Below are 19,288 nucleotides of genomic sequence, written 5' to 3'. Positions count from 1 at the left end.
TCGCCATCAATCTCGTCCGAGCCGTAGCAGACAAGAAATCCATCAAACTCCGCCGCAAACGCGCCGGATGGGACACCAGATATCTCGAGACCCTGCTGGGAGGGCTTTGCCGTTTCGCGGTAGGGACGCAGGTTTCCCTGCGCCCCCCGCACAGATCCGAGCGAGCCCAATTCAGGCACTCGGCTCCTACCTTGGGTGGTTCTCCACGGCGAAGCGCTCGTCGGGCCACGGATGAAGGATATGCGGGTTGGGAAGCCATGCGCCGGCCAGCTTCGTCATGCGGTCCCAGGTGAAGCCGTCTCGTTGGCTGCGTCGCCGAAGCGTGCGCCGCCACAGATCGGTCACATGGTGCCGGAACGCCGAGAGCGCCCGGCTGTTCGTTGGAACCGCGTAGTAGGCGAAGTGGCCTGTCACGATCTGCCTCAGCCATTTCCCCTGTTCGGGGATCGGCCAATGCATGCGCCGCCGCAGTTCCACCTTGATGTCCTTGAGCTTCGCTCTCACGCGATCACGTCGGGTCTTCCTTTTAAGCAGGAAACGCCCTTGGCGCGATGTTCCGCAGATAAACGTGAACCCCAGGAACGCGAAGGTCTCCGGCTTGCTGAGCCCGCGCTGCTTGCGGTCGACCGCCGCGAAGCGGCCGAACTCAATCAGGCGGGTCTTGTCCGGATGGAACGACAGCGCAAACTCCTCAAGCCTCGCACGCATCGCATCGAGGAAACGACGAGCGTCGCCCTCGCGCTCGAAGCCGACGATTGCATCATCGGCATAGCGCACAATGATCATATCGCCGGTGGCCTCGCGCTGTCGCCAGCGCTGAGCCCAAAGGTCGAAGACATAGTGAAGGTAGATATTGGCCAGCAGCGGCGAAATCACCGACCCTTGACCCGTTCCCCTGTCCTCTACAGTCACGATCCCATCTTCGAGAATGCCCGCCTTGAGCCATTTGCGGATCAGGCGGATGATGCGCTTGTCGCCGATCCTATGTTCAACGAAGCGAACCAGCCATTCCTGGCTGACCGCCCCGAAAAAGTTCTGGATGTCGGCGTCTAAAATCCAGTTCACCTTCCGCGTTCTGATTGCTACGCACAGTGCATCCAATGCATCATGCGGTCCTCTTCCGGGTCGGAACCCGTAGGAGAAGCTGCGGAAGTCGCCTTCATAGATGGCGTTGAGCACCATGACGGTTGCCCCTTGGACGATCTTGTCTTCCAGAGCTGCGATCGCCAGCGGCCGCTGCTTTCCATCCGCCTTCGGTATAAACGTCCGGCGAGCTGGTTGCGGTCGGTACGCACCCCGATGAACCCGTTCTTGCAGATCGTTGAGCCGAAGCTCGAGGTCTGCCTCGTAGTCCTGCCACGTCATGCCATCTACCCCGGGAGCGGCCTTGCGCCTGAGCGCATAGAACGCCGTCCGCAGCGTGTCGACATTGATATGGTGGAAGAGCGCGGTGAACCGATCCTTCTTCCTCAGCCTTGCGGCTTTCCGTACGCGGTCCAGCGACTGGGACATGCGAGCCCGGCTCTGTGTCCGGTGCATGTGTTGCTGTTCCGCGTTCCCCTTGGTCCCCGGCCTTGGCTCCACCGGCTCCGCCGCCGGTTGCCCGGCTTTGTTCATCGGCTTCACAGCTACTATGCCGGAGTCAGACTTCTCTGGATCGTGCATCAACGGCTACGGCTCCTCGCCTTCCCGTTGCGGACCATCCACCCGTAGTTTTGGGGTAGATGGCCGATCCAGAGATCTCCCGGTTCCCGTACAAGGAGCTTCCGCACATGCCAGGGGCTCAGACCACGCCGGATCGTCCAGGTGCTCGCGAAATCGCGCCCGTCCGTTTTGCCTTCCGCCAGGTTAACGGCGTCGGCATCCGGGATCAGAATCCTTTCGTGGCTCAATGGCTGGCCTATACGCTCCCCTACCGACGCTTCGCCGACATCCTCGCGGAAGCCTGCGCACGGCTCGGGGCCGATGTGGATCGCTACTCCTTCATCGCAGTGGACTCTCACCACCTACTCCTTGCCGGTCTCCCGGCGCACTAACCTGGATTCGAAGCCCTGGGCGGCGCCGCCCCTCATCGCCCTGCCGGGCGGTCGTCGTTCGAAAAGCCAAGCAATTGGCTTTTCGTCCGCTTCGCGGACCACTCCCTCAACTCCCCGTTATAGTAATCTATCGGATTCACACATTTCGCAGTCCGAGGTTGGCGCCGTATTTGATGGCCCAGAATTCGGCGAGGCCGATGCGCATGACCTTTGGGCCGGGCTTGCCGTAGTAGCCGGTCCAGCCGCCCAGGCGGGCGATGACCCAGGCGGCGAAGGCCAGAGAGCCTTTGGGATGGGGATTGCGTTGTCGCTCGGTCTTGCCCTCGAGCTTGGCTGAGACGGCTTCGAGAATGAGTCGGTCGTCCGGTTCGAAAGCATCACCGAGGCGCTGATCGGTATTGCCGTCGCGAGCCTGCACGAGTTGCTTGATGGTGACGGCGGCGATCGTCGCAGCGGCGACGAAGTTGATCATGGCGTGCGGATCGCCGATGTCGGCGGCCTCGATATCGAAGCCTGCCGTCTTGAGGGTGCGGAAGAACTCCTCGATGGTCCAGCGCGACCGGTAGAGGTCGACGATCCTGCGCTCTTCGACCTCGGTGGCGACACAGTGGGTGGTCAGCAGCCGCCAATGCACCGGTTCGCTGCCATATTGCGGTTTCGACACCTCGCGAACATCGACCAGTGTCAAACCGACCGTCTCGGGCACGCCGGATCGGCTCCATTGAGCGGTCGGCGCACCGTCACCGGGGCGAAGCGCAGCGCAAGTTCGGCGTCTCGCGCGCGTCGCCCGGGCGCGGCGGGGATGGTCGCGGCAAAGCGGCCTTGCTCGGGCTGGGCGTCGATGAAGGCGAGCAGCAAGTCCGGCCCTTCTTGCGGCGCCTCGATCCGCCGGTTCTGGCAGGCCCGCACGATCAGCTCGACATTGGGCGGGCGCTCCGCGAAGAGTTCGTAAAAGTCGCTCTCGCGGTCCGACACCATGGTGATGCTGGCCGCACCATCCAGAACCGCGCCGGCCTGCCTTGTTGCGTCGATCCAGCGCTGCGATTCCTTGTCGGCCGTCACCCGCTTGCGTTGCGGCGCCAATTCACCTCCGCTGCGGTTCCAGACCTGCATCGAGACCAGGCCCAGCAGCGCCCCAGTGCCGGCCTCCAACGCCAGCACCGGGTGCAGCAGCAGGCCCGCCACGTTGCCCTTGCCGACCGGGCCATAGCCGGCTCGCGCCCGTCGGCTGCCCAGCACCAACTCCGAGGTGTCTTGCACCGCAACGACATGGCGACCGGCCACGCGCCGTCCGGTCAGCCTTCCAGCATGGAGCGACATCTCTGCCGCCGTTACCGAGGGGTTGCGCAGAAGCCGCGTGAATTGCATTTCGGACGCCCGTTTGCCGCCAAGCCGACGGATACACGATCCAGGCCGCGCCACCAGCGCCCGATGCAAGCAGGCCCCCCTTTTTCCAGGCGGCGATCGCCAAATCGCCCCAGCCCGTACTCGATCCCGGTCATCGACACCTCCATCGATCTTCTCACCGACACAGAATCGACCTTCATCGCAAAACGCAACAGAGATGCGTGAATACGATAGGTATCTATCTATGGCATTCACACATCTCTTTCCGCTCATGGACGGTAGGTCAAAAATGCCAGCATTTTCAACGCCTGCATCCTAGCGCCGCCAAGGGATCATGACGACATCGCCCTCACTTAAGTCTTTGATTTCACGTTTCTTTAGCCGCCGCAGAAAGATGTGTGAATCCGATAGGTCACTATACGGGGAGAAGTGCCCGGCAGGGCGATGAGGGGCGGCGCGACGTTGAAAGTTTCTTCTTTCGACGAAACGGGCGCTAGATCCAGCCCAGAACCAGCCCTCAATTCCGGTAGGCCGGTTCCTGCTCGTCGAGGATCGCCTTCAGCTCGCTGAGATGGCGTTCGGCCTGGCCGGGATAGTCGTCCATCTCGCTTGCCGCCTTCTCGGCGATCGCATCGGATAGCGTGCGCAGCGGGCGGCCGGTCCACAGCGCCTTGATGTAGGTCTCGGCGGCACGCTCGAAGTAGAACATGCGGTTGAAGGCATCGGCGACCGTATCGCCTATGACCAGCACGCCGTGATTGCCCATCACCATCACCTTGACCTTGGGATCGACGAGAAGCTGCGAACAGCGCTCGCCCTCTTCCTCGAAGGCCAACCCGCCATAGTGGGCGTCGACGACATGCCGGTTGAAGAACATCGCCGAATTCTGGTCGATCGGCGGCAGGCGAGAATCGGCGAGCGACGCCAGCACCGTGGCGTGGATCGAGTGCACATGCATGACGCAGCGCGCGTGGCGCACATTGCGATGGATGGCGCCATGCAGGCCCCACGCCGTCGGGTCCGGCGCATTGGGACCGGAGAGCGTTTCTGGATCGTTGGCGTCGATCATCAAAAGGTCGCTCGCCTTGATACGCGAGAAATGCACCTGGTTAGGGTTCATCAGGAACCGCGTCCCGTCGTCATTGACGGCCAGCGAAAAATGATTGGCAACTGCCTCGTGCATGTTGAGCCGCGCCGTCCAGCGAAAGGCACAGGCGAGATCGACACGCTCCTCATGGAAGGGCAGGTTGGTCAGCGTTTCCTTCTGCAGACGGGCGATGCTCATCCTAAAATCCTCCGGTTTTGGCAAGAATGCCGTGGCCAGCCCATGCCCGCAACCGGTTTTGGTTGGTGCAGGGACGGCTATCTCACGCTGCCGTGTCGGCCGCGACGACGGTACGCAGCCCGCCATGCTCGACGATGAAATCGATCACCGCCTGCAGCCCCTTGCCGCGCGACAGGTCGGTGAAGCCGAACGGCCGCTTGCCGCGCATGCGGCCGGCGTCGCTCTCCATGACATCGAGGTTGACGTTCACGTAAGGCGCCAGATCGCTCTTGTTGATCACCAGGAAGTCGGAGCGGGTGATCGCCGGCCCGCCCTTGCGCGGGATTTCTTCGCCCTGGCAGACCGAGATGACATAGAGCGTCAGGTCGGCAAGGTCCGGCGAGAAGGTGGCGGCGAGGTTGTCGCCGCCGGATTCGATGAAGACGATGTCGAGATCCGGGAATTTCCTGTTCATCTCGGCGATCGCCTGCAGATTGATCGAGGCATCCTCGCGGATCGCGGTGTGCGGGCAGCCGCCGGTCTCGACGCCCATGATGCGATCCTCGGGCAGCGCCTGCAGCCGCGCCAGCATCATGGCGTCTTCCTTGGTGTAGATGTCGTTGGTGACGACGGCGATCGAGAATTCGTCACGCAGCGCCTTGCATAGCTTTTCGGTCAGCGTCGTCTTGCCGGAACCGACCGGGCCGCCAATGCCGACGCGCAGCGGGCCATTTGTCTGGGTCATGCGGGAAACTCCGTGATGGCGAGGATGGCAAAGCCGAGCCCGATCAGCAGGCACAGCGGCGAATAATAACGGACATCGAGCCGCGCGAAAGGCTGTTCAGGCGCCAGCCGCCGCCACCACGGCGTAAAGCCGGCGATGCCGCGCCCCAGGAACACCAGCCCGATGAGCAGCGACGTGGCGGCGAGGCCTTCCCTGGGAAACGGCGAGGCAAAGACGCCTATGAGCGCCAGCGGCCACAGCGTCGCCAGGCATAGGCACGCGGCAACGGCAAAGCTGGCGAACGGCGTCGGCATCTCGTCGACGCCGCGAAAGCCGACCACGGCACGGGCGCAGGAGGCCGCATCCTTGCCCGGCCAGATGCCGCCAAGGCCCCAATAGACGTGTAGCGCGGTGATCAGCAGCAGAACGGTCGAAAGCGCGAAGGCGAGGGTGATCATGAGCGGAACAATCGCGAATACTGGGTTTCGTGCTTCATCGCCATGACGTCGGAGACGAAGGCGCAGCCGCCGAGATCATCCAGCGTCGAGCGCGCGGCGCGGGCCGCGGTCGCAACGGCCAGCGGCTCGAAGCCGGCAAGCAGGGTGGTTGCCCTGTTTTGGCCTACGACGCCGAGCCGGATCGCGGCCTGGACGAGGTTGGAGAAAAAGGTCTGCAGGAAGGCGGACAGCGCATCCCGAAGTGCAATTGAATTGCCGCCGGCAATGGCGCCGACGGCGACGCAATAGGCGCACTCGGCCGGCAAGCGCTGCAGCACCGGATTTGGCCAGGCCGCCGCCGCTTTGAGGAAGGCGGCACCCTGCAGCATGGTCTCGGTGTGGCGTTCACGCGAGCCGGCCAGCGCCTCGGCGAGCGCGGCTACTTCATCCAGATCACCGGTGCCGCGTGCTCGCCGCCAGCTTTCGGCGAACAGCACCGCGTCGTTCCAGCCCGAGCCCATCTCGACCAGCGTTTCCAGCCAGCAGGCGAGGCTCTCGGCATCGGCAATCAGCCCGTCATGCACCGCGCGCTCGAGGCCGTGGCTGTAGGAAAAGCCGCCGACCGGAAAGGCCGGCGACAACCACGCCATCAGCCGCAAGAGCGCTATGTTCGAAGGCTGGTCAGTCATGGTCGTGGTGGTGGCCGGCGTGATCGTGCGAATGGGAATGCGATTCGCTGTGCGCGTGAGAATGCGTCTCGGCGTGGCTATGGGCATGCGCATGGCCGTGATCGTGGCTTTGCCCACCATGGCCGGAATAGGCGCCGCGCACCGGCTTGAACGGCTCGGAAACGTCGGTCACCGTGGCGCCGAGCCCTTCCAGCATCGCCTTGATGACATGGTCGCGCAGGATGAGGATGCGCCCGGCCTCGATGCTGGCCGCGAGATGACGGTTGCCGATATGCCAGGCGAGTTCGGCCAGGTGCACGGTGTCACGAGCCCGGATGTCATAGACCTCTTCCGGCGCCGCGATGATCTCGATATGGCCGCCATCCTCCAGCACCAGCCGGTCGCCATCGTTCAGGGCGACGGGCTCGGGCAGGTCGACCAGCACCTTGCTGCCGTCGGCAAGTTCGATGGCGCGGCGGCGCAGATGCCGCTCGTCATGGGCGAGCACGGCCCGACCGGATGGCGCTGTGGTTCCGGCATTGCCGGCGGTCAGCACGGAAACGGCACGCGGGAATTTGGTGAAGTCGGTGTTGAGGTTGAGCTTCATTTCATGGATCCCCGTGTTTGTCCGAAAGATAGACGCAGATCGCCGCCGAGTCCGTCACGGTCAGCTCGCCATCGATCAGGATCGGCACCTTGCCCGACGGGTTGAGCGCATAGGCTTCCGGCGAGCGCAGCTTGACCTCGACGAATTCATAGGGCTGCCCGAGTTCCTCGAGCATCCAGAGAACGCGGCTGACCCGGGATCCACGCGATCCGACGGCCTTGTACATAGGTGAACCCTGCCTTTCCCGAGCAATCTAGACCATCGCGCCCGCTCAGACGATGGTGTCGAAGAGCCGCAGGATGAACGATATCTGATAGATAAGCGCCGCCGCGACAAAGGTGATGTGGAAGCGGCGATCGCGCACCAGGATAGCGACAACGCAGAGCGCGACGAAGACCGGCGTGCGGAACAGGTATTCGCTGCCGAAGCGGGCGAAATGCTCCGGCCCTTTCAGCAGCGTGTCGATCACATCGAGCAGGTAGGTCGCCGCCAGCAGGCCGAAGAACCAGGCCCGGCGCGAATAGAAGAAATCCTCGTAGCTTGTGTAGTCCAGCATCGAATCCGGGAACAGCAGGGCGCAGAGCAGGAACAGCGTGATCGCATAGAAGATGATGAACAGGTACTTGCCGAAGGTCCATGTCTCGATGGCGTAGAGACCGAATTCCCACCACCAGAAGTGCACCAGCATCAAAAGCACCGAGGCGACCCAGGCCAGATGCACGGGATAGAGCCGGTACTGGCCTGGATGCTGGACGATGCGCGCTACCCCCGACAGCAGGCGGGCGACGCCCAGCCCGATCACCATGCCCATGACGATGCGGATGTGCGGAAAGATGTCGTGGGCGGAAGCGATTTCGGTGGCCATGGGGTGGATACTAATGCTCACGACGCGATGAAATATCTGCGACGGGCCACTTCTCGGCTACTCGCGAATAAGTTTATCCGAAGACCACGGCGTACCTGGAAAATAGTCATGGTCTAGAATTTCCCTGATCGCGTATGGACAATCAACAGGGAAATCGCGATCTCTCAAGCCGGTTTCGTCTAGCGCCTTTAATCTTGCTATCTTGAACTCTCGTCCGAGCATCTGCGCCGGATACGCCTTCAGACTCGGACTTTCATCGAGCAGGTTTTCAATCCGATGTCGCTGCTCACGGATTGTGAGCAGCCATCCAGTCTTGCGCTGCTCAGGCTGAAATCCCCATTTGAGCAAATGAAGGATCAAGGTGCCAAGCCTGCTCGCAATTTCCCTTTTGTCGCTCCGCCCCAAGCTCTCGATCTCCTCGGCAAGGTTCTCGCGGTCGAGGTCGGACAGACGACCTTCGCGCAACAGCGCGCCCTGTTCGGCGCACCACTGAGCATAATCGGCCTCATAGGGCGTCAATTGCTGTTTTCGAAAAATCTTGTTCATGCAGCTTATATTGCGCCAAAGGCGCCAGATTTCCAAGTTGGAAGCAGAGAATGCAGGTCGATCAAGGCCATCCAACGACACGTTCTCGATCTCGGTGTTGACAAACCGTGTACGGTTTTGTGCCGACAGCGCCGACAGCTGACAAAGTGCGTGCGCTTTTCTGGGCGCACGGGTGAGAAGCGCGTCTCCTCAGGCACATCTGACCAAATTCACGAGTTTCGGTCGGCATATTGGCCTCAAAACAGAAAATACCTCTGCGCCATCGGCAGCACCGTTGCCGGCTCGCAGGTCAAAAGCTCGCCGTCGGCACGGACCTCGTAGGTTTCCGGATCGACCTCGATATGCGGCGTGGCGTCGTTGAGCACCATCGAATGCTTGCCGATGCCGCCGCGGGTGTTTTCGACGGCGACGAACTGCTTGTCGACGCCCAGCCTGCCATGCAGGCCCGATTCCAGCGCGGCTTTCGAGACGAAGGTCACCGACGAGTTGGTCCTGGCCTTGCCATAGGCGCCGAACATCGGCCGGTAGTGCATCGGCTGCGGCGTCGGGATCGAGGCGTTTGGGTCGCCCATCGGGGCGGCGGCAATCATGCCGCCGATCAGCACCATATCCGGTTTGACGCCGAAGAAGGCCGGGTTCCACAGCACCAGATCGGCGCGTTTGCCGACCGCGATCGAGCCGATATCCTTCGACAGCCCATGCGCGATGGCCGGATTGATCGTGTATTTGGCGATGTAGCGGCGGACCCGGAAATTGTCGTTGTTGCCGGTCTCCTGCGGCAGCGAGCCGCGCTGGCGCTTCATCTTGTCGGCGGTCTGCCAGGTGCGGATCGCCACTTCGCCGACACGGCCCATGGCCTGCGAGTCTGACGAGATGATCGAGAAGGCGCCGATGTCGTGCAAAATGTCTTCCGCCGCGATGGTCTCCTTGCGGATGCGGCTTTCGGCAAAGGCGATGTCTTCCGGGATGGACGGCGAGAGATGATGGCAGACCATCAGCATGTCGAGATGCTCGGCCAGCGTGTTGACCGTGTAGGGCCGCGTTGGATTGGTCGAGGACGGGATCACGTTGGGCAAGCCGCAGACCTTGATGATGTCGGGCGCGTGGCCGCCGCCGGCACCCTCGGTGTGGAAGGCGTGGATGGTGCGGCCCTTGATCGCCGCCACCGTATTTTCGACAAAGCCGGATTCGTTCAGCGTGTCGGTGTGGATCATCACCTGCACGTCGTACTCGTCGGCGACCGAAAGGCAGCAGTCGATGGCCGCCGGCGTCGTGCCCCAGTCCTCATGCAGCTTCAGCGAGCACGCGCCCCCCAGCACCATTTCCTCGAGCGCTGCGGGCAGGGACGCATTGCCCTTGCCCGACAGGCCGATGTTCATCGGGAAGGCATCGAAGGACTGGATCATGCGCGCCATGTGCCAAGGCCCCGGCGTGCAGGTGGTCGCCAGCGTGCCGTGCGCCGGGCCGGTGCCGCCCCCGAGCATGGTGGTGATGCCGCTCATCAGCGCTTCCTCGATCTGCTGCGGGCAGATGAAGTGGATATGCGCGTCGAAGCCGCCGGCGGTCAGGATCTTGCCTTCGCCGGCGATGATCTCGGTGCCGGGGCCGATGATGATGGTGACCCCATCTTGCGTGTCCGGATTGCCCGCCTTGCCTATTGCCGCGATCCGCCCGTCCCTGAGACCGATATCGGCCTTGAAGATGCCGGCGCCGGCATCGACCACCAGTGCATTGGTGATGACGGTGTCGACCGCGCCTTGCGCCCGCGAAACCTGGCTCTGGCCCATGCCGTCGCGGATCACCTTGCCGCCGCCGAATTTTACCTCTTCGCCATGGATGGTGAGATCCTTCTCGACCTCGATGAACAGTTCCGTGTCGGCAAGCCGCACTTTGTCGCCGACCGTCGGGCCGTACATTTGCGCATAGGCGGCACGGGTAATTCTGGCCATCAGCGATTGCTCCCAAAATGAGGTTTGCCGAAATGCGGTTTGCCGAGATGCGGTTTGCCGAGATGCGGTTTGGTTGAATTCCGGCACATTGCCGCCATCCAATGGTCACGCAATGACCCACTGGGCGACACCTTCTGATCCCATTTGGCGTTTGAGGTTAGGGGGTCACCCCAAAACGACCGTTTGCCAATCGATGGAAAGGAAAATCCATGCGCAAAACCATAGTTCTTGCCGCTGCCGCTACCCTGATGCTGGCGGGCGCCGCCGGTGCCCAGCAGCAGCCAGCGCCGGCGCCGACCACGCCCGCTCCGGCCACTCCCCAAGCGCAGCCGGCCGTACCGACGATCCAGAGCGTCAATATCGTCGACATCACGGAACTGCCAAAGGACACCCAGACGCAGGTCAACCAGGTGATCGCCCAGCGTGGCGACGACGGCTTGAAGAAACTGCGCAGCTCGATCGACGCCACGCCCAAGGTGAAGTCCGCGCTTGAGGCCAAGGGACTCAGCTCGGCGCAGGTCATCGCGGCCAGCATGGAACCCAATGGCGCGCTGACCCTGATCACCAAGAAGGCCAGCTGACAGACGGGTTGGGCGGGCCGGTATCCGGTCCGCCTGCCGCATCGGGACGGGAACCTTCGCGGGGCGGGATTCGTTTTGTTGCATTCGCGCTGAACCGCGCCCCGAAACGAATTCCCTCAGGAGCGAGCGATGGCGATCACTCCTTTTTCGGCCCAAAGACGGTTTCAGACCGTCGCCGCAATGGCGTTCCTGGCGGCGGCCGGTCCTGTTGCCGGCCTGAAGGCGCAGGGGCTTGAAAGCACGGAGACCGTCAACCGCATTGTCGGCTCGGAGGTCAAGCAGGAAGAGGCCAAGACCACGGCCGAAGCCGGAAACGTCAACACGGCAATCGACCGGACGCGTGAAAACATCGGCACGGTGCGCAAGACATCCAAGCTCGACAAAGTCGATATCGTGTTCCTGACCGACGCCGCGCGCACCGAAGGCGGCCCGCCGGCGGTAATCGAAAGCAAGATCAAGCAGCATCAGGACGATATTGCGGAATTGCGCAAGGAGATCGAGGCCAACGCGCTCTTGTTCAACGCCATCGAGTCGCGGCGCGTGCTTGTGCAAGATGTCCTCGCCGTCGAATTCGACGATCCCGGAAAGGTCGTCATCTACGCCGCGGCCAAGCCGTCGAACTGAGCCGAGCGCGCTGGAAGATCTCACAACTTGCCCATCACCTTCTGCTGAAATCCGTAGACCTCGCGCTTGCCGCCAAGCGGCACCAGCGTGACGTCGCGCTCCTGTCCCGGCTCGAAGCGCATGGCCGTGCCGGCGGCGATGTCGAGGCGCATTCCTCTGGCACGCTCGCGGTCGAACTTCAGACCCTCATTGGTCTCGAAGAAATGATAGTGGCTGCCGACCTGGATCGGCCGGTCGCCACTATTGGCTACTTTCAAGGTGACGGTCGGCAGGCCCTTGTTCAGCTCGATGTCGCCGCCCGCCGTGATGATTTCGCCAGGGATCATCTTCACACCACACCGAAGACGAGGCCGACACCGATCGCAGCGCATGCGGCACCGGCGGCGCGGGCCAGGCCACGGAACCGGATGCCGAGACCGAGCCCGGCGGCGATGCCGGTGGCATGCAGCAGCGCGGTGGCGACGGCAAAGCCGGCCATGTATTCGAGCCCGCTCGCATTCTCCGGCACTTCGGTGCCATGCGCGTGGCCGTGGAACAGCGCGAACAGGCCGATGATGGCAACGCCGGCCGAGACCGGCAGATCGACCGCCAGGGCCAACAGCAGCCCGAGCACCACGACCGATGCCAGAATGCCCGGTTCGACGAAGGGCAGGGGCATATGCAGCATGCCGAGCGCGCCGCCGGCCAGCATGACGCCGGCAAAGGCCGCCGGCCAGGCAAGAACCGCCTTGCCGCCCTTGAGCGCCGCCCACAGTCCGACCGCGATCATCACCGTCATGTGATCGAGACCGGAGAGCGGGTGCATGAAGCCGGCCGCGAAGGAAGAGGTGGTGCCGATGCCGACATGGGCATAGGCCGGCATGGAAGCCGCCAGAAGTAGAATTGCGGAAAGCGAAGCGCGTTTCATCGGAGCGGAGATCATCGAAATGCCTTCTGGTTAAGGGGTCGCGGTGTTCACGCGGCCTTGCGAGGGCCGCAGCCTTCGGCCTTGAGAACGCGTTTGGTCGAGGCGGGGTATTTCTTCAGCATCGCCACTGGCCGGATCGGCCGTGCCGAAAAATTGCCGCCGCAATTGGGGCACATGCCGCCCAGCACATGCTCCACGCAGTCGGCGCAAAAGGTGCACTCGAAGGTGCAGATCAACGCATCCGTTGCCTCCGGCGACAAGTCCTTGTCGCAGCATTCGCAATTGGGGCGCAGCTCAAGCATCTTCTCGTCCTCACCGTATCGGTTCGTGCACGGTCACCAGCTTGGTGCCGTCGGGAAATGTCGCCTCGACCTGCACGTCGTGGATCATCTCGGCGATGCCTTCCATGACTTGCGCGCGGGTAACGACATGGGCGCCGGCTTCCATCAGGTCGGCGACCGGGCGGCCGTCGCGGGCACCCTCGATGACGAAGTCGGTGATCAGCGCGATCGCCTCCGGATGGTTGAGCTTGACGCCGCGTTCGAGCCGCTTGCGCGCCACGATCGCCGCCATGGCGATCAGCAGCTTGTCCTTTTCCCTCGGCGTCAGGTTCATGCGTTTTCCCAGGCTGGTAGCGACAGGCCTACAGTGACCATAATTTGGGCAACCCCGCCCTTCCGTTGAGCAATTCGACGAGTGGAACCAGCCGCTGGCGCAGCCGGTAGCCATCCCCGGCGTAGAGCCTCGCAAGAAGCTTGCCAGATTTCTTGACGTTCCAGACGCTGGCGCTGCCGTGGTCGCCGACGATCTCCAGAACTGGTTCGAGCAGCGCTTCGGCCCGTGGCGACACCAAAAGCAGCGTCGCCATCGCGATCGCGCCACCGATAACCGCCGGGCGATCGAGCGTTGCGGCGATATCGGGTCCGATGCGGAAATCCTCCGCGTGAATGAGGGAGCCCTCCTGGCGGACGCGCCAGCGGTCGTGGAAATGGCCCTGCGCGGCGCGTTCGCCCATCGCCAGGCGGCCGAAGACGGCGGCTTCCAGCACCAGCGCCTCGGCGCCGGCGGCAAGCTCGACGTCGAGCGTGCGGGCAAAGGCCGCCCGGTCGAAGACGATGGTCTCCTGCGGCAGCCAGGCGATGCGGCCGTTTTCACCGACCGACAAATTGACCCGCACTTCGGCACGGTCGGATGCCGCCCGATAGATCTTCTCGCAGGCCTGGGTCGTGATCGATGCCGATCCGGCCGCGCCGACATCCACGTCCCAGGCGATACGGTCGCCGCCGGTCATTCCGCCGGCGGTGTTGATCAGCACCGCTTCGAGCGGGTCGGCCGAGACTGCCGGCATCCTTATCTTGGCGGCACCGTCCTGATAGAGGCGCCGCAGGCGCGTGCGACCCTCGCCTACGGCGCAGGAAAGCCGCGCCACGCCCGCAACGCGCTGCGTCGAAATCCCGCCATGTTCAGCCGTATCCATGCCTACACGTTAAGCACTCCGCCGGCTTTGTCGATATGGAGTTCGATATAGCTTGTTGCTTGACAACGTTTCGGTTTCTATAGAGGGAACCACCTTGGTACGGCCACGCCGCGCTTGGCGGGGGTATAAAACGACGACGGCGGCTTGATACCAGGAGAAAAGGGGCGCTGCGCAGTTGGCGTCGGGAAACGCGACATAGTGGGGAAGAAACCGAATGGCCGACCAGCTGGCAACGGATATCATCGCGAAGATCAAGGCTCATGCCGAGCCGGGCGGCGAGGAAATCACCACCACCACCGAATTGACCTCGCTTGGTATCCATTCGCTTGAGCTGACCGAGATCATCTTCGATCTTGAGGAAGAGTATGGCATCGAGATCGAGATGAACACGGTCGACGCCTGGAGCAATCTGAAGAATGTCGGCGATATGGTCGAAGCTGTCCGCGCGCTGATCGCGAAAAAAGCCTGAACTGAATGCGGCAGCGCGTCGTCATCACCGGCATGGGCGGCATTTGCGGGCTCGGCACCAGCGCGCCCGCGATCTGGAACGAGATGCGCGCCGGCCGCTCGGCCATAGGCCAGATCACAAGTCCGCAGCTGCATGATCTGAAGGTCAAGGTCGGCTGCGAAATCAAGGCTCTTCCAGATCACGGCATCGACCGCAAGCAGACCGTATCGATGGACCGCTTCAGCCTGCTGGCGACGATCGCGGCCAGGGAAGCCATGCAGCAGGCCGGCCTGGTCTCGAACGAGGCCACCACCTATCGGATGGGCACCGTCGTCGGTGTCGGCGTCTGCGGCTGGGAAGCGATCGAGGAGAACTATCGCGCCATCCTGATCGAGGGCAAGAACCGCGCCGGCATCTTCACCGTGCCAAAGGTGATGCCAAGTGCGGCCTCCGGCCACGTCAGCATGAATCTCGGCCTGCGCGGGCCGGTCTTCGGCGTCACCTCGGCCTGCTCGTCGTCCAATCACGCCATCACGTCGGCCGTCGACCAGATCAGGCTCGGCCGCGCCGACGTGATGGTTGCCGGCGGCACCGATGCGCCGCTGGTCTGGGGTATCCTGAAGGGCTGGGAAGCGCTGCGGGTGCTGGCACCGGACACCTGCCGGCCATTTTCGGCCGATCGCCAGGGCCTGTCGCTTGGCGAAGGTGCCGGCATGGCGGTGCTGGAGAGCTACGAGCACGCCATGGCGCGCGGCGCTACCATCCTTGCCGAGATTGCCGGCGCCGGCCTTTCCGCCGACGCGTCCGACATTGTCGCGCCGACCATCGAAGGACCGACGGCCGCCATGCGCGCCTGCCTGGCCGACGCCGGGTTCAATCCCGAGGATGTCGACTATCTCAATGCCCATGGCACCGGCACCAAGGCCAACGACCAGATCGAGACGGCGGCGATCAAGCGCGTCTTCGGCGACCATGCCTACAAACTTTCGATGTCGTCGACCAAGTCGATGCATGCCCATTGCCTCGGCGCATCGGGCGCGCTCGAGATGATCGCCTGCGTGATGGCGATCCGCGAAGGCATCGTGCCGCCGACGGCCAATTTTCGCGAGGTCGACCCCGATTGCGACCTCGACGTCACGCCGAATGTGGCGCGCGAGCGCAAGGTGCGCACCGCGATCAGCAACGGCTTCGCGTTCGGCGGCACCAATGCGGTGCTGGCCTTCAAGGCCGTCTGATCCTGCATCGGCAATTACACCTGCCCCGGGCGATCCTGATCGTCCCAGAGTCGACCGTCCGTGCACGACGAAACGTTAACCGCCATATTGATCGTGCCGTGTGGCGCGTCTAATTCTTGGCCGCCCCCGCCAAACCGTGCCGCTCGGCGCGAATCCCCATTCAGGAGTTTCCCATGGCCGACCTGTCCGCCTTTCCGATCGCAACGCGCTGGCCAGCCAAACACCCGGACCGGATCCAGCTCTATTCGGCGACAACGCCGAACGGCGTGAAGATATCGATCGCCCTGGAAGAACTCGGCCTGCCCTACGAGCCGCATCTGGTCAATATCAGCAAGAATGAAAGCTGGACGCCGGAATTCCTGTCGCTCAATCCCAACGGCAAGATCCCGGCGATCATCGATCCGAACGGTCCGGACGGCAAGCCGATCGGCCTGTTCGAATCCGGCGCCATCCTGCTCTACCTCGCCGAAAAGACCGGCCTGCTCATGCCCGTGGACGCGGCACGCCGCTACGAGACCATCCAGTGGGTGTTCTTCCAGATGGCCTCGGTCGGGCCGATGTTCGGCCAGGTCGGTTTCTTCCACAAATTCGCCGGTCGCGAAATCGCCGACAAGCGCCCGCTGGAGCGCTATCGCGATGAATCGCGGCGGCTGCTCGGCGTGCTCGATGGCAGGCTGAAGGGCCGCAGATGGATCATGAGCAATGACTACACCATCGCCGATATTTCGCTGCTCGGCTGGGTGCGCAACCTGATCGGCTTCTACGAAGCGCGCGACCTCGTCGGCTTCGACGATTTCGCCAATGTCGCGGCATGGCTGGAACGCGGTCTTGCGCGACCAGCGGTACAGAAGGGCCTGACCATCCCGGCCAGAGCCTGACGCAAACCGGCGAGCTTCGAGAGCGCTACTTTGCCTTCGCCTTCGAGCCGCCCTTGCCCACCATGGATGCCGCAAGCGATGCAGTGCCCCTGGCGGCGATGGCGACGGCGCCCACAGCCACATTGGCCGCGGCCTTGACCGTGCGCATGGCGCTGCCCGATATCGATCCATCGGCGCCTGCCGGCTTTTTGGGCTTTGCGGCTTTCGGCGCGGTTTTCGCGGCGGCTGGCACCACTTTCTTCGGTGCCGCCTTGCCGAATGCGGGCTTGGTGTCCTTGGAACGCGCCGCGACTGCCGGGCCGGCGCCTGCCTTGGATTGGGTTGCCTTGCCCTTGGAGGGCGCGGGCTTTCTTGCCTTCTGTGCCATCGGACGGACTCCCTCTTTGGCAGAATTGCCTTATCGGCGATAACGGCCTGAATGTCTTAAGGTTCCCCTTGCGCGATTCGTAGAATCAAGCGGAAAGGCCGATCACCAGATCGGCGGCCCGGCGTCGAGCAATAACCCGGTCGATATTGGGCATGTCGTTGGAAGCGATCCAGGCGCGCGCATCCTCATCGGAGCGGCCGTGCCCGTGCCAGCGCTCCAGCAGGCGGCGCTCGAGCTCGTCGCGCGGCACGTCGACGAAGATCGAGAAATCGAACAGCGGCGCCAGCCGCGACCACGGCTCCTCGTCGAGCAGCAGGTAATTGCCCTCGACCAGGATGAACTTGGTCTCGGTGGGGATGATCGAGGCGGCGGCGCGCGACAGTTCCATGCCGCGGTCGAAGACCGGGATGGCGATGTCGGATTCGCCGGCCCGGATGCGTTTCAGCAGGGCCTCGAAGCCGGCAAAGTCAAAGGTTTCCGGCGCGCCCTTGCGTGCGCGCAAGCCGCGCTGCTCGAGCACGGCGTCGTCGTAGTGGAAGCCGTCCATCGGCACGACTTCCGCCGCACCTTCGGGCAGCAGATCATGCAGCCTCGCCGACAGCGTCGACTTGCCGGCCCCCGGCGGACCGGCAATGGCGACGATGAAGCGGCTTGCCCTGCCGGCGCGCTTGAAGATGGTGGCGGCGAGATGGGCGATTTCGGACATTGGAGCCTCTCTCTGGCCTTGATCACGGTCACGATAATTCCGCTGCATCTTGTCGCCAGTCGGTGGAAATTTCAAACCGGGATTTATGCAAGCGAAATTGTCAAAGTGAGTGCTGCCCCTCATCGCCCTGCCGGGCACTTCTCCCCGTATAGTGACTGTCATTATACGGGGGAGAGGATGCCGGCAGGCAGGTGAGGGGCGGCGCCAACGTTCCTTGAGAACAAACAGGGAAGCCATCCGATCAAGCTGCCGCCGTTCGCCCAATACGCAGGAAATCGCTGTCAAAGGGGATCTCTCGCGTCGAGCCGCCGCCGGCTGCCAACCGCATGCGGCCATCTGTGGTCGTGACCTGCTGCGGCGGCTCGCCGCCGGACAGCGGCACGGCGCCGATGATATGGCGAAAGGAAACGCTGCGGCCTTCGCCCAGCGCAAAGGCGGTCGCGACCCCTTCGCGCTTCAGCCAGTTGTCGCCGATCGAGGCGGCATGGCCTATCGCCGTGCGGCCATCCTCGATACCGAGCACGCCGCGGTGACGGCCGCTCCAGGGCGCGTAGTCGCGGCCGCCATTGCTGAGCCACAGCATGGTGACCGGCAGCTCGGCCGGGTTCTTCAGCACCAGCACCAGGTCCTCTTCGGCCTGCCGCGCCAGGGCGGTCCAGCCCGGCCCGCCATGATCGGCCTCGACCAGCGTGAGGAAATCCTCGCGGCGGTCGCCCATACGGTATTCCGTCAGGTCGAGCGTGCCGCCGCCGGCGGCGGGGAAATGGCTGAGATCGGTGGAGCGCGCCGGATAGGCCAGTATGAAGCGGCCGCGGGCGGGATCGGGCTCCAGCGGATCGTCCAGCGTCGCGGCGAACCGCTTTGGCGAAAAAGCCAGCCTGCCGCCGCCCTTCATCGCCGTCATCGGGTGATGCGCGACCGAGATCGCGCCATGGCCGCCAGAGAACACATGCTCCTGATAGAGGAAGGGATGGTCGTCGCGCAGCGTCAGGATCTTGTCGACGCTCGCGCCCATCACCTTGTGCCGCAGGCGGTAGACCGCGCGCCAGCCATCTTCTGTCGCCGCGCTCTCGACGACATCCCAGGCGCTGTTGGCCGGCCAGCCATGCAGCGGCGCCTCCTCGACATCGCTGCGTGAAAACGGCGCGCAGAGAAAATCGCCGGACAGCCGGACCGTGCCTTCCGGCAAATCATCCGGCAGCGTCTCGCCCGCGTCGACCCAGGGCGCGCGGTGCAGCGGCTTCAGCTGGCGCCCGCCACTTTCGACGACCATGTCGGCGATGTGGCCGACCGTGAGATCGAGCGAAACCGAAATATTTCTGGCCTTGATGGTGCTGACAGTCATTACGCTCTCACCGATTCTGAAGGCGCAAACAGAACCCGTTCGACGCGGCTTGCGCAAGCGGCGCGACATGCGATTTTGCATCAGGATCTCCTTCACCCTCCCCCTTGTGGGGAGGGTCGGCGAGCGGTCGGAGCGAAGCGGAGATCGTTCGACGGGGTGGGGGGCGCCTACGAGCACGGGCGCCCCCCCCCCCCCGGGGGGGGGGGGACCGCCCCCACCAACCGCGGGGGGGGGAGTGATAACAGCCGCGCACCAGCCGCACCCAGACGGAGGATGG

Annotated in this window: 25 protein-coding genes; 6 read left to right on the top strand and 19 right to left on the bottom strand. The window is 63.6% G+C overall.

All coding sequences use genetic code 11. The annotated features are described in order from the left end of the window. Window positions 1-186: 186 nt before the first annotated feature. On the bottom strand, window positions 187-1,665 hold the full coding sequence (gene ltrA / locus NKH19_RS31235) for a group II intron reverse transcriptase/maturase (RefSeq protein WP_352872919.1): 1,479 nt from the start codon (window positions 1,663-1,665) through the stop codon (window positions 187-189). A 59-nt stretch (window positions 1,666-1,724) separates the two neighbouring features. On the opposite strand from ltrA, the gene NKH19_RS31230 reads away from it, so the two are divergent. Beyond that, entirely contained in the window at window positions 1,725-2,036 is a 312-nt protein-coding gene (locus NKH19_RS31230) for a hypothetical protein (protein WP_352872883.1), read from the top strand. Window positions 2,037-2,172: 136 nt separating this feature from the next. Here the strand turns inward: NKH19_RS31230 and NKH19_RS31225 are convergent, their stop codons facing one another. From NKH19_RS31225 to ureC, 10 genes are all read right to left on the bottom strand, one after another. Continuing rightward, window positions 2,173-2,937 carry a transposase gene (locus tag NKH19_RS31225; RefSeq protein ID WP_352983568.1) on the bottom strand — a complete coding sequence of 255 codons (765 nt, stop codon included), beginning with the start codon at window positions 2,935-2,937 and terminating at the stop codon, window positions 2,173-2,175. A gap of 963 nt (window positions 2,938-3,900) precedes the next feature. Beyond that, window positions 3,901-4,668, bottom strand: a complete 768-nt coding sequence (locus NKH19_RS31220; RefSeq protein ID WP_352872884.1) for a class II aldolase and adducin N-terminal domain-containing protein — start codon at window positions 4,666-4,668, stop codon at window positions 3,901-3,903. 82 nt (window positions 4,669-4,750) lie between these two features. Further along, complete coding sequence (gene ureG / locus NKH19_RS31215; RefSeq protein ID WP_352872885.1) at window positions 4,751-5,392, bottom strand: urease accessory protein UreG; 642 nt, start codon at window positions 5,390-5,392, stop codon at window positions 4,751-4,753. Beyond that, complete coding sequence (locus NKH19_RS31210) at window positions 5,389-5,829, bottom strand: DUF3995 domain-containing protein (RefSeq protein ID WP_352872886.1); 441 nt, start codon at window positions 5,827-5,829, stop codon at window positions 5,389-5,391. The genes ureG and NKH19_RS31210 overlap by 4 nt, the downstream gene beginning before the upstream one ends. After that, a complete protein-coding gene (locus NKH19_RS31205; RefSeq protein ID WP_352872887.1) occupies window positions 5,826-6,497 on the bottom strand; it encodes an urease accessory protein UreF in 672 nt (223 codons plus the stop codon). Before NKH19_RS31205 ends, NKH19_RS31210 begins: the two co-directional genes overlap by 4 nt. After that, window positions 6,490-7,083 carry an urease accessory protein UreE gene (gene ureE, locus NKH19_RS31200; RefSeq protein ID WP_352872889.1) on the bottom strand — a complete coding sequence of 198 codons (594 nt, stop codon included), beginning with the start codon at window positions 7,081-7,083 and terminating at the stop codon, window positions 6,490-6,492. Before ureE ends, NKH19_RS31205 begins: the two co-directional genes overlap by 8 nt. 1 nt (window position 7,084) lies before the next feature. Beyond that, window positions 7,085-7,309 carry a glutathione S-transferase N-terminal domain-containing protein gene (locus NKH19_RS31195; protein ID WP_352872891.1) on the bottom strand — a complete coding sequence of 75 codons (225 nt, stop codon included), beginning with the start codon at window positions 7,307-7,309 and terminating at the stop codon, window positions 7,085-7,087. Window positions 7,310-7,354: 45 nt separating this feature from the next. Then, window positions 7,355-7,948 (bottom strand): hypothetical protein, encoded by a 594-nt coding sequence (locus NKH19_RS31190; protein WP_352872893.1) that lies wholly within the window; start codon window positions 7,946-7,948, stop codon window positions 7,355-7,357. Between the two features lie 57 nt (window positions 7,949-8,005). Continuing rightward, window positions 8,006-8,494 carry a DUF29 domain-containing protein gene (locus NKH19_RS31185; RefSeq protein ID WP_352872895.1) on the bottom strand — a complete coding sequence of 163 codons (489 nt, stop codon included), beginning with the start codon at window positions 8,492-8,494 and terminating at the stop codon, window positions 8,006-8,008. A 236-nt stretch (window positions 8,495-8,730) separates the two neighbouring features. Continuing rightward, window positions 8,731-10,443: an urease subunit alpha gene (ureC, locus tag NKH19_RS31180; protein ID WP_502911083.1), complete on the bottom strand. Its 1,713-nt coding sequence runs from the start codon at window positions 10,441-10,443 to the stop codon at window positions 8,731-8,733. A gap of 209 nt (window positions 10,444-10,652) precedes the next feature. Between ureC and NKH19_RS31175 the strand changes: the two genes are divergently transcribed. Together NKH19_RS31175 and NKH19_RS31170 are read left to right on the top strand one after the other, a co-directional pair. Then, entirely contained in the window at window positions 10,653-11,024 is a 372-nt protein-coding gene (locus NKH19_RS31175) for a hypothetical protein (protein WP_352872897.1), read from the top strand. A 129-nt stretch (window positions 11,025-11,153) separates the two neighbouring features. Then, window positions 11,154-11,648: a hypothetical protein gene (locus NKH19_RS31170; RefSeq protein WP_352872899.1), complete on the top strand. Its 495-nt coding sequence runs from the start codon at window positions 11,154-11,156 to the stop codon at window positions 11,646-11,648. Between the two features lie 20 nt (window positions 11,649-11,668). Here the strand turns inward: NKH19_RS31170 and NKH19_RS31165 are convergent, their stop codons facing one another. Genes NKH19_RS31165 through NKH19_RS31145 form a run of 5 tightly spaced genes read right to left on the bottom strand, consistent with a single transcriptional unit; the run spans window position 11,669 to window position 14,032 of the window. Beyond that, a complete protein-coding gene (locus NKH19_RS31165) occupies window positions 11,669-11,974 on the bottom strand; it encodes an urease subunit beta (protein ID WP_352872901.1) in 306 nt (101 codons plus the stop codon). Between the two features lie 2 nt (window positions 11,975-11,976). Beyond that, window positions 11,977-12,570 (bottom strand): HupE/UreJ family protein, encoded by a 594-nt coding sequence (locus tag NKH19_RS31160; RefSeq protein WP_352872903.1) that lies wholly within the window; start codon window positions 12,568-12,570, stop codon window positions 11,977-11,979. Between the two features lie 32 nt (window positions 12,571-12,602). Next, window positions 12,603-12,857: a DUF1272 domain-containing protein gene (locus NKH19_RS31155; RefSeq protein WP_352872905.1), complete on the bottom strand. Its 255-nt coding sequence runs from the start codon at window positions 12,855-12,857 to the stop codon at window positions 12,603-12,605. A gap of 10 nt (window positions 12,858-12,867) precedes the next feature. Beyond that, window positions 12,868-13,170, bottom strand: coding sequence for an urease subunit gamma (locus tag NKH19_RS31150; protein ID WP_352872907.1), 303 nt, complete (start codon window positions 13,168-13,170; stop codon window positions 12,868-12,870). Between the two features lie 28 nt (window positions 13,171-13,198). After that, entirely contained in the window at window positions 13,199-14,032 is an 834-nt protein-coding gene (locus NKH19_RS31145; protein WP_352872909.1) for an urease accessory protein UreD, read from the bottom strand. Window positions 14,033-14,246: 214 nt separating this feature from the next. On the opposite strand from NKH19_RS31145, the gene NKH19_RS31140 reads away from it, so the two are divergent. From NKH19_RS31140 to NKH19_RS31130, 3 genes are all read left to right on the top strand, one after another. Then, window positions 14,247-14,501, top strand: a complete 255-nt coding sequence (locus NKH19_RS31140; protein WP_013528393.1) for an acyl carrier protein — start codon at window positions 14,247-14,249, stop codon at window positions 14,499-14,501. A gap of 5 nt (window positions 14,502-14,506) precedes the next feature. Next, complete coding sequence (locus NKH19_RS31135; protein ID WP_352872911.1) at window positions 14,507-15,715, top strand: beta-ketoacyl-[acyl-carrier-protein] synthase family protein; 1,209 nt, start codon at window positions 14,507-14,509, stop codon at window positions 15,713-15,715. 173 nt (window positions 15,716-15,888) lie between these two features. Continuing rightward, a complete protein-coding gene (locus NKH19_RS31130) occupies window positions 15,889-16,593 on the top strand; it encodes a glutathione S-transferase family protein (RefSeq protein ID WP_352972694.1) in 705 nt (234 codons plus the stop codon). 25 nt (window positions 16,594-16,618) lie between these two features. Here the strand turns inward: NKH19_RS31130 and NKH19_RS31125 are convergent, their stop codons facing one another. From NKH19_RS31125 to NKH19_RS31115, 3 genes are all read right to left on the bottom strand, one after another. Beyond that, window positions 16,619-16,960: a hypothetical protein gene (locus NKH19_RS31125; protein WP_352872915.1), complete on the bottom strand. Its 342-nt coding sequence runs from the start codon at window positions 16,958-16,960 to the stop codon at window positions 16,619-16,621. An 85-nt stretch (window positions 16,961-17,045) separates the two neighbouring features. Further along, window positions 17,046-17,666 (bottom strand): nucleoside triphosphate hydrolase, encoded by a 621-nt coding sequence (locus tag NKH19_RS31120; RefSeq protein ID WP_352872916.1) that lies wholly within the window; start codon window positions 17,664-17,666, stop codon window positions 17,046-17,048. A gap of 241 nt (window positions 17,667-17,907) precedes the next feature. Next, the gene (locus tag NKH19_RS31115; RefSeq protein ID WP_352872917.1) at window positions 17,908-19,011 is read right to left on the bottom strand and encodes a hypothetical protein; all 1,104 of its coding nucleotides are present in this window, start codon (window positions 19,009-19,011) and stop codon (window positions 17,908-17,910) included. Between the last annotated feature and the right edge of the window lie 277 nt (window positions 19,012-19,288).

Source organism: Mesorhizobium sp. M1338, assembly GCF_040318045.1.
In the GTDB taxonomy this organism is placed as follows: Bacteria; Pseudomonadota; Alphaproteobacteria; order Rhizobiales; family Rhizobiaceae; genus Mesorhizobium.
The sequence above is the reverse complement of the archived record's forward strand: the minus strand, read 5'-3'. Positions and strand labels throughout refer to the sequence as shown.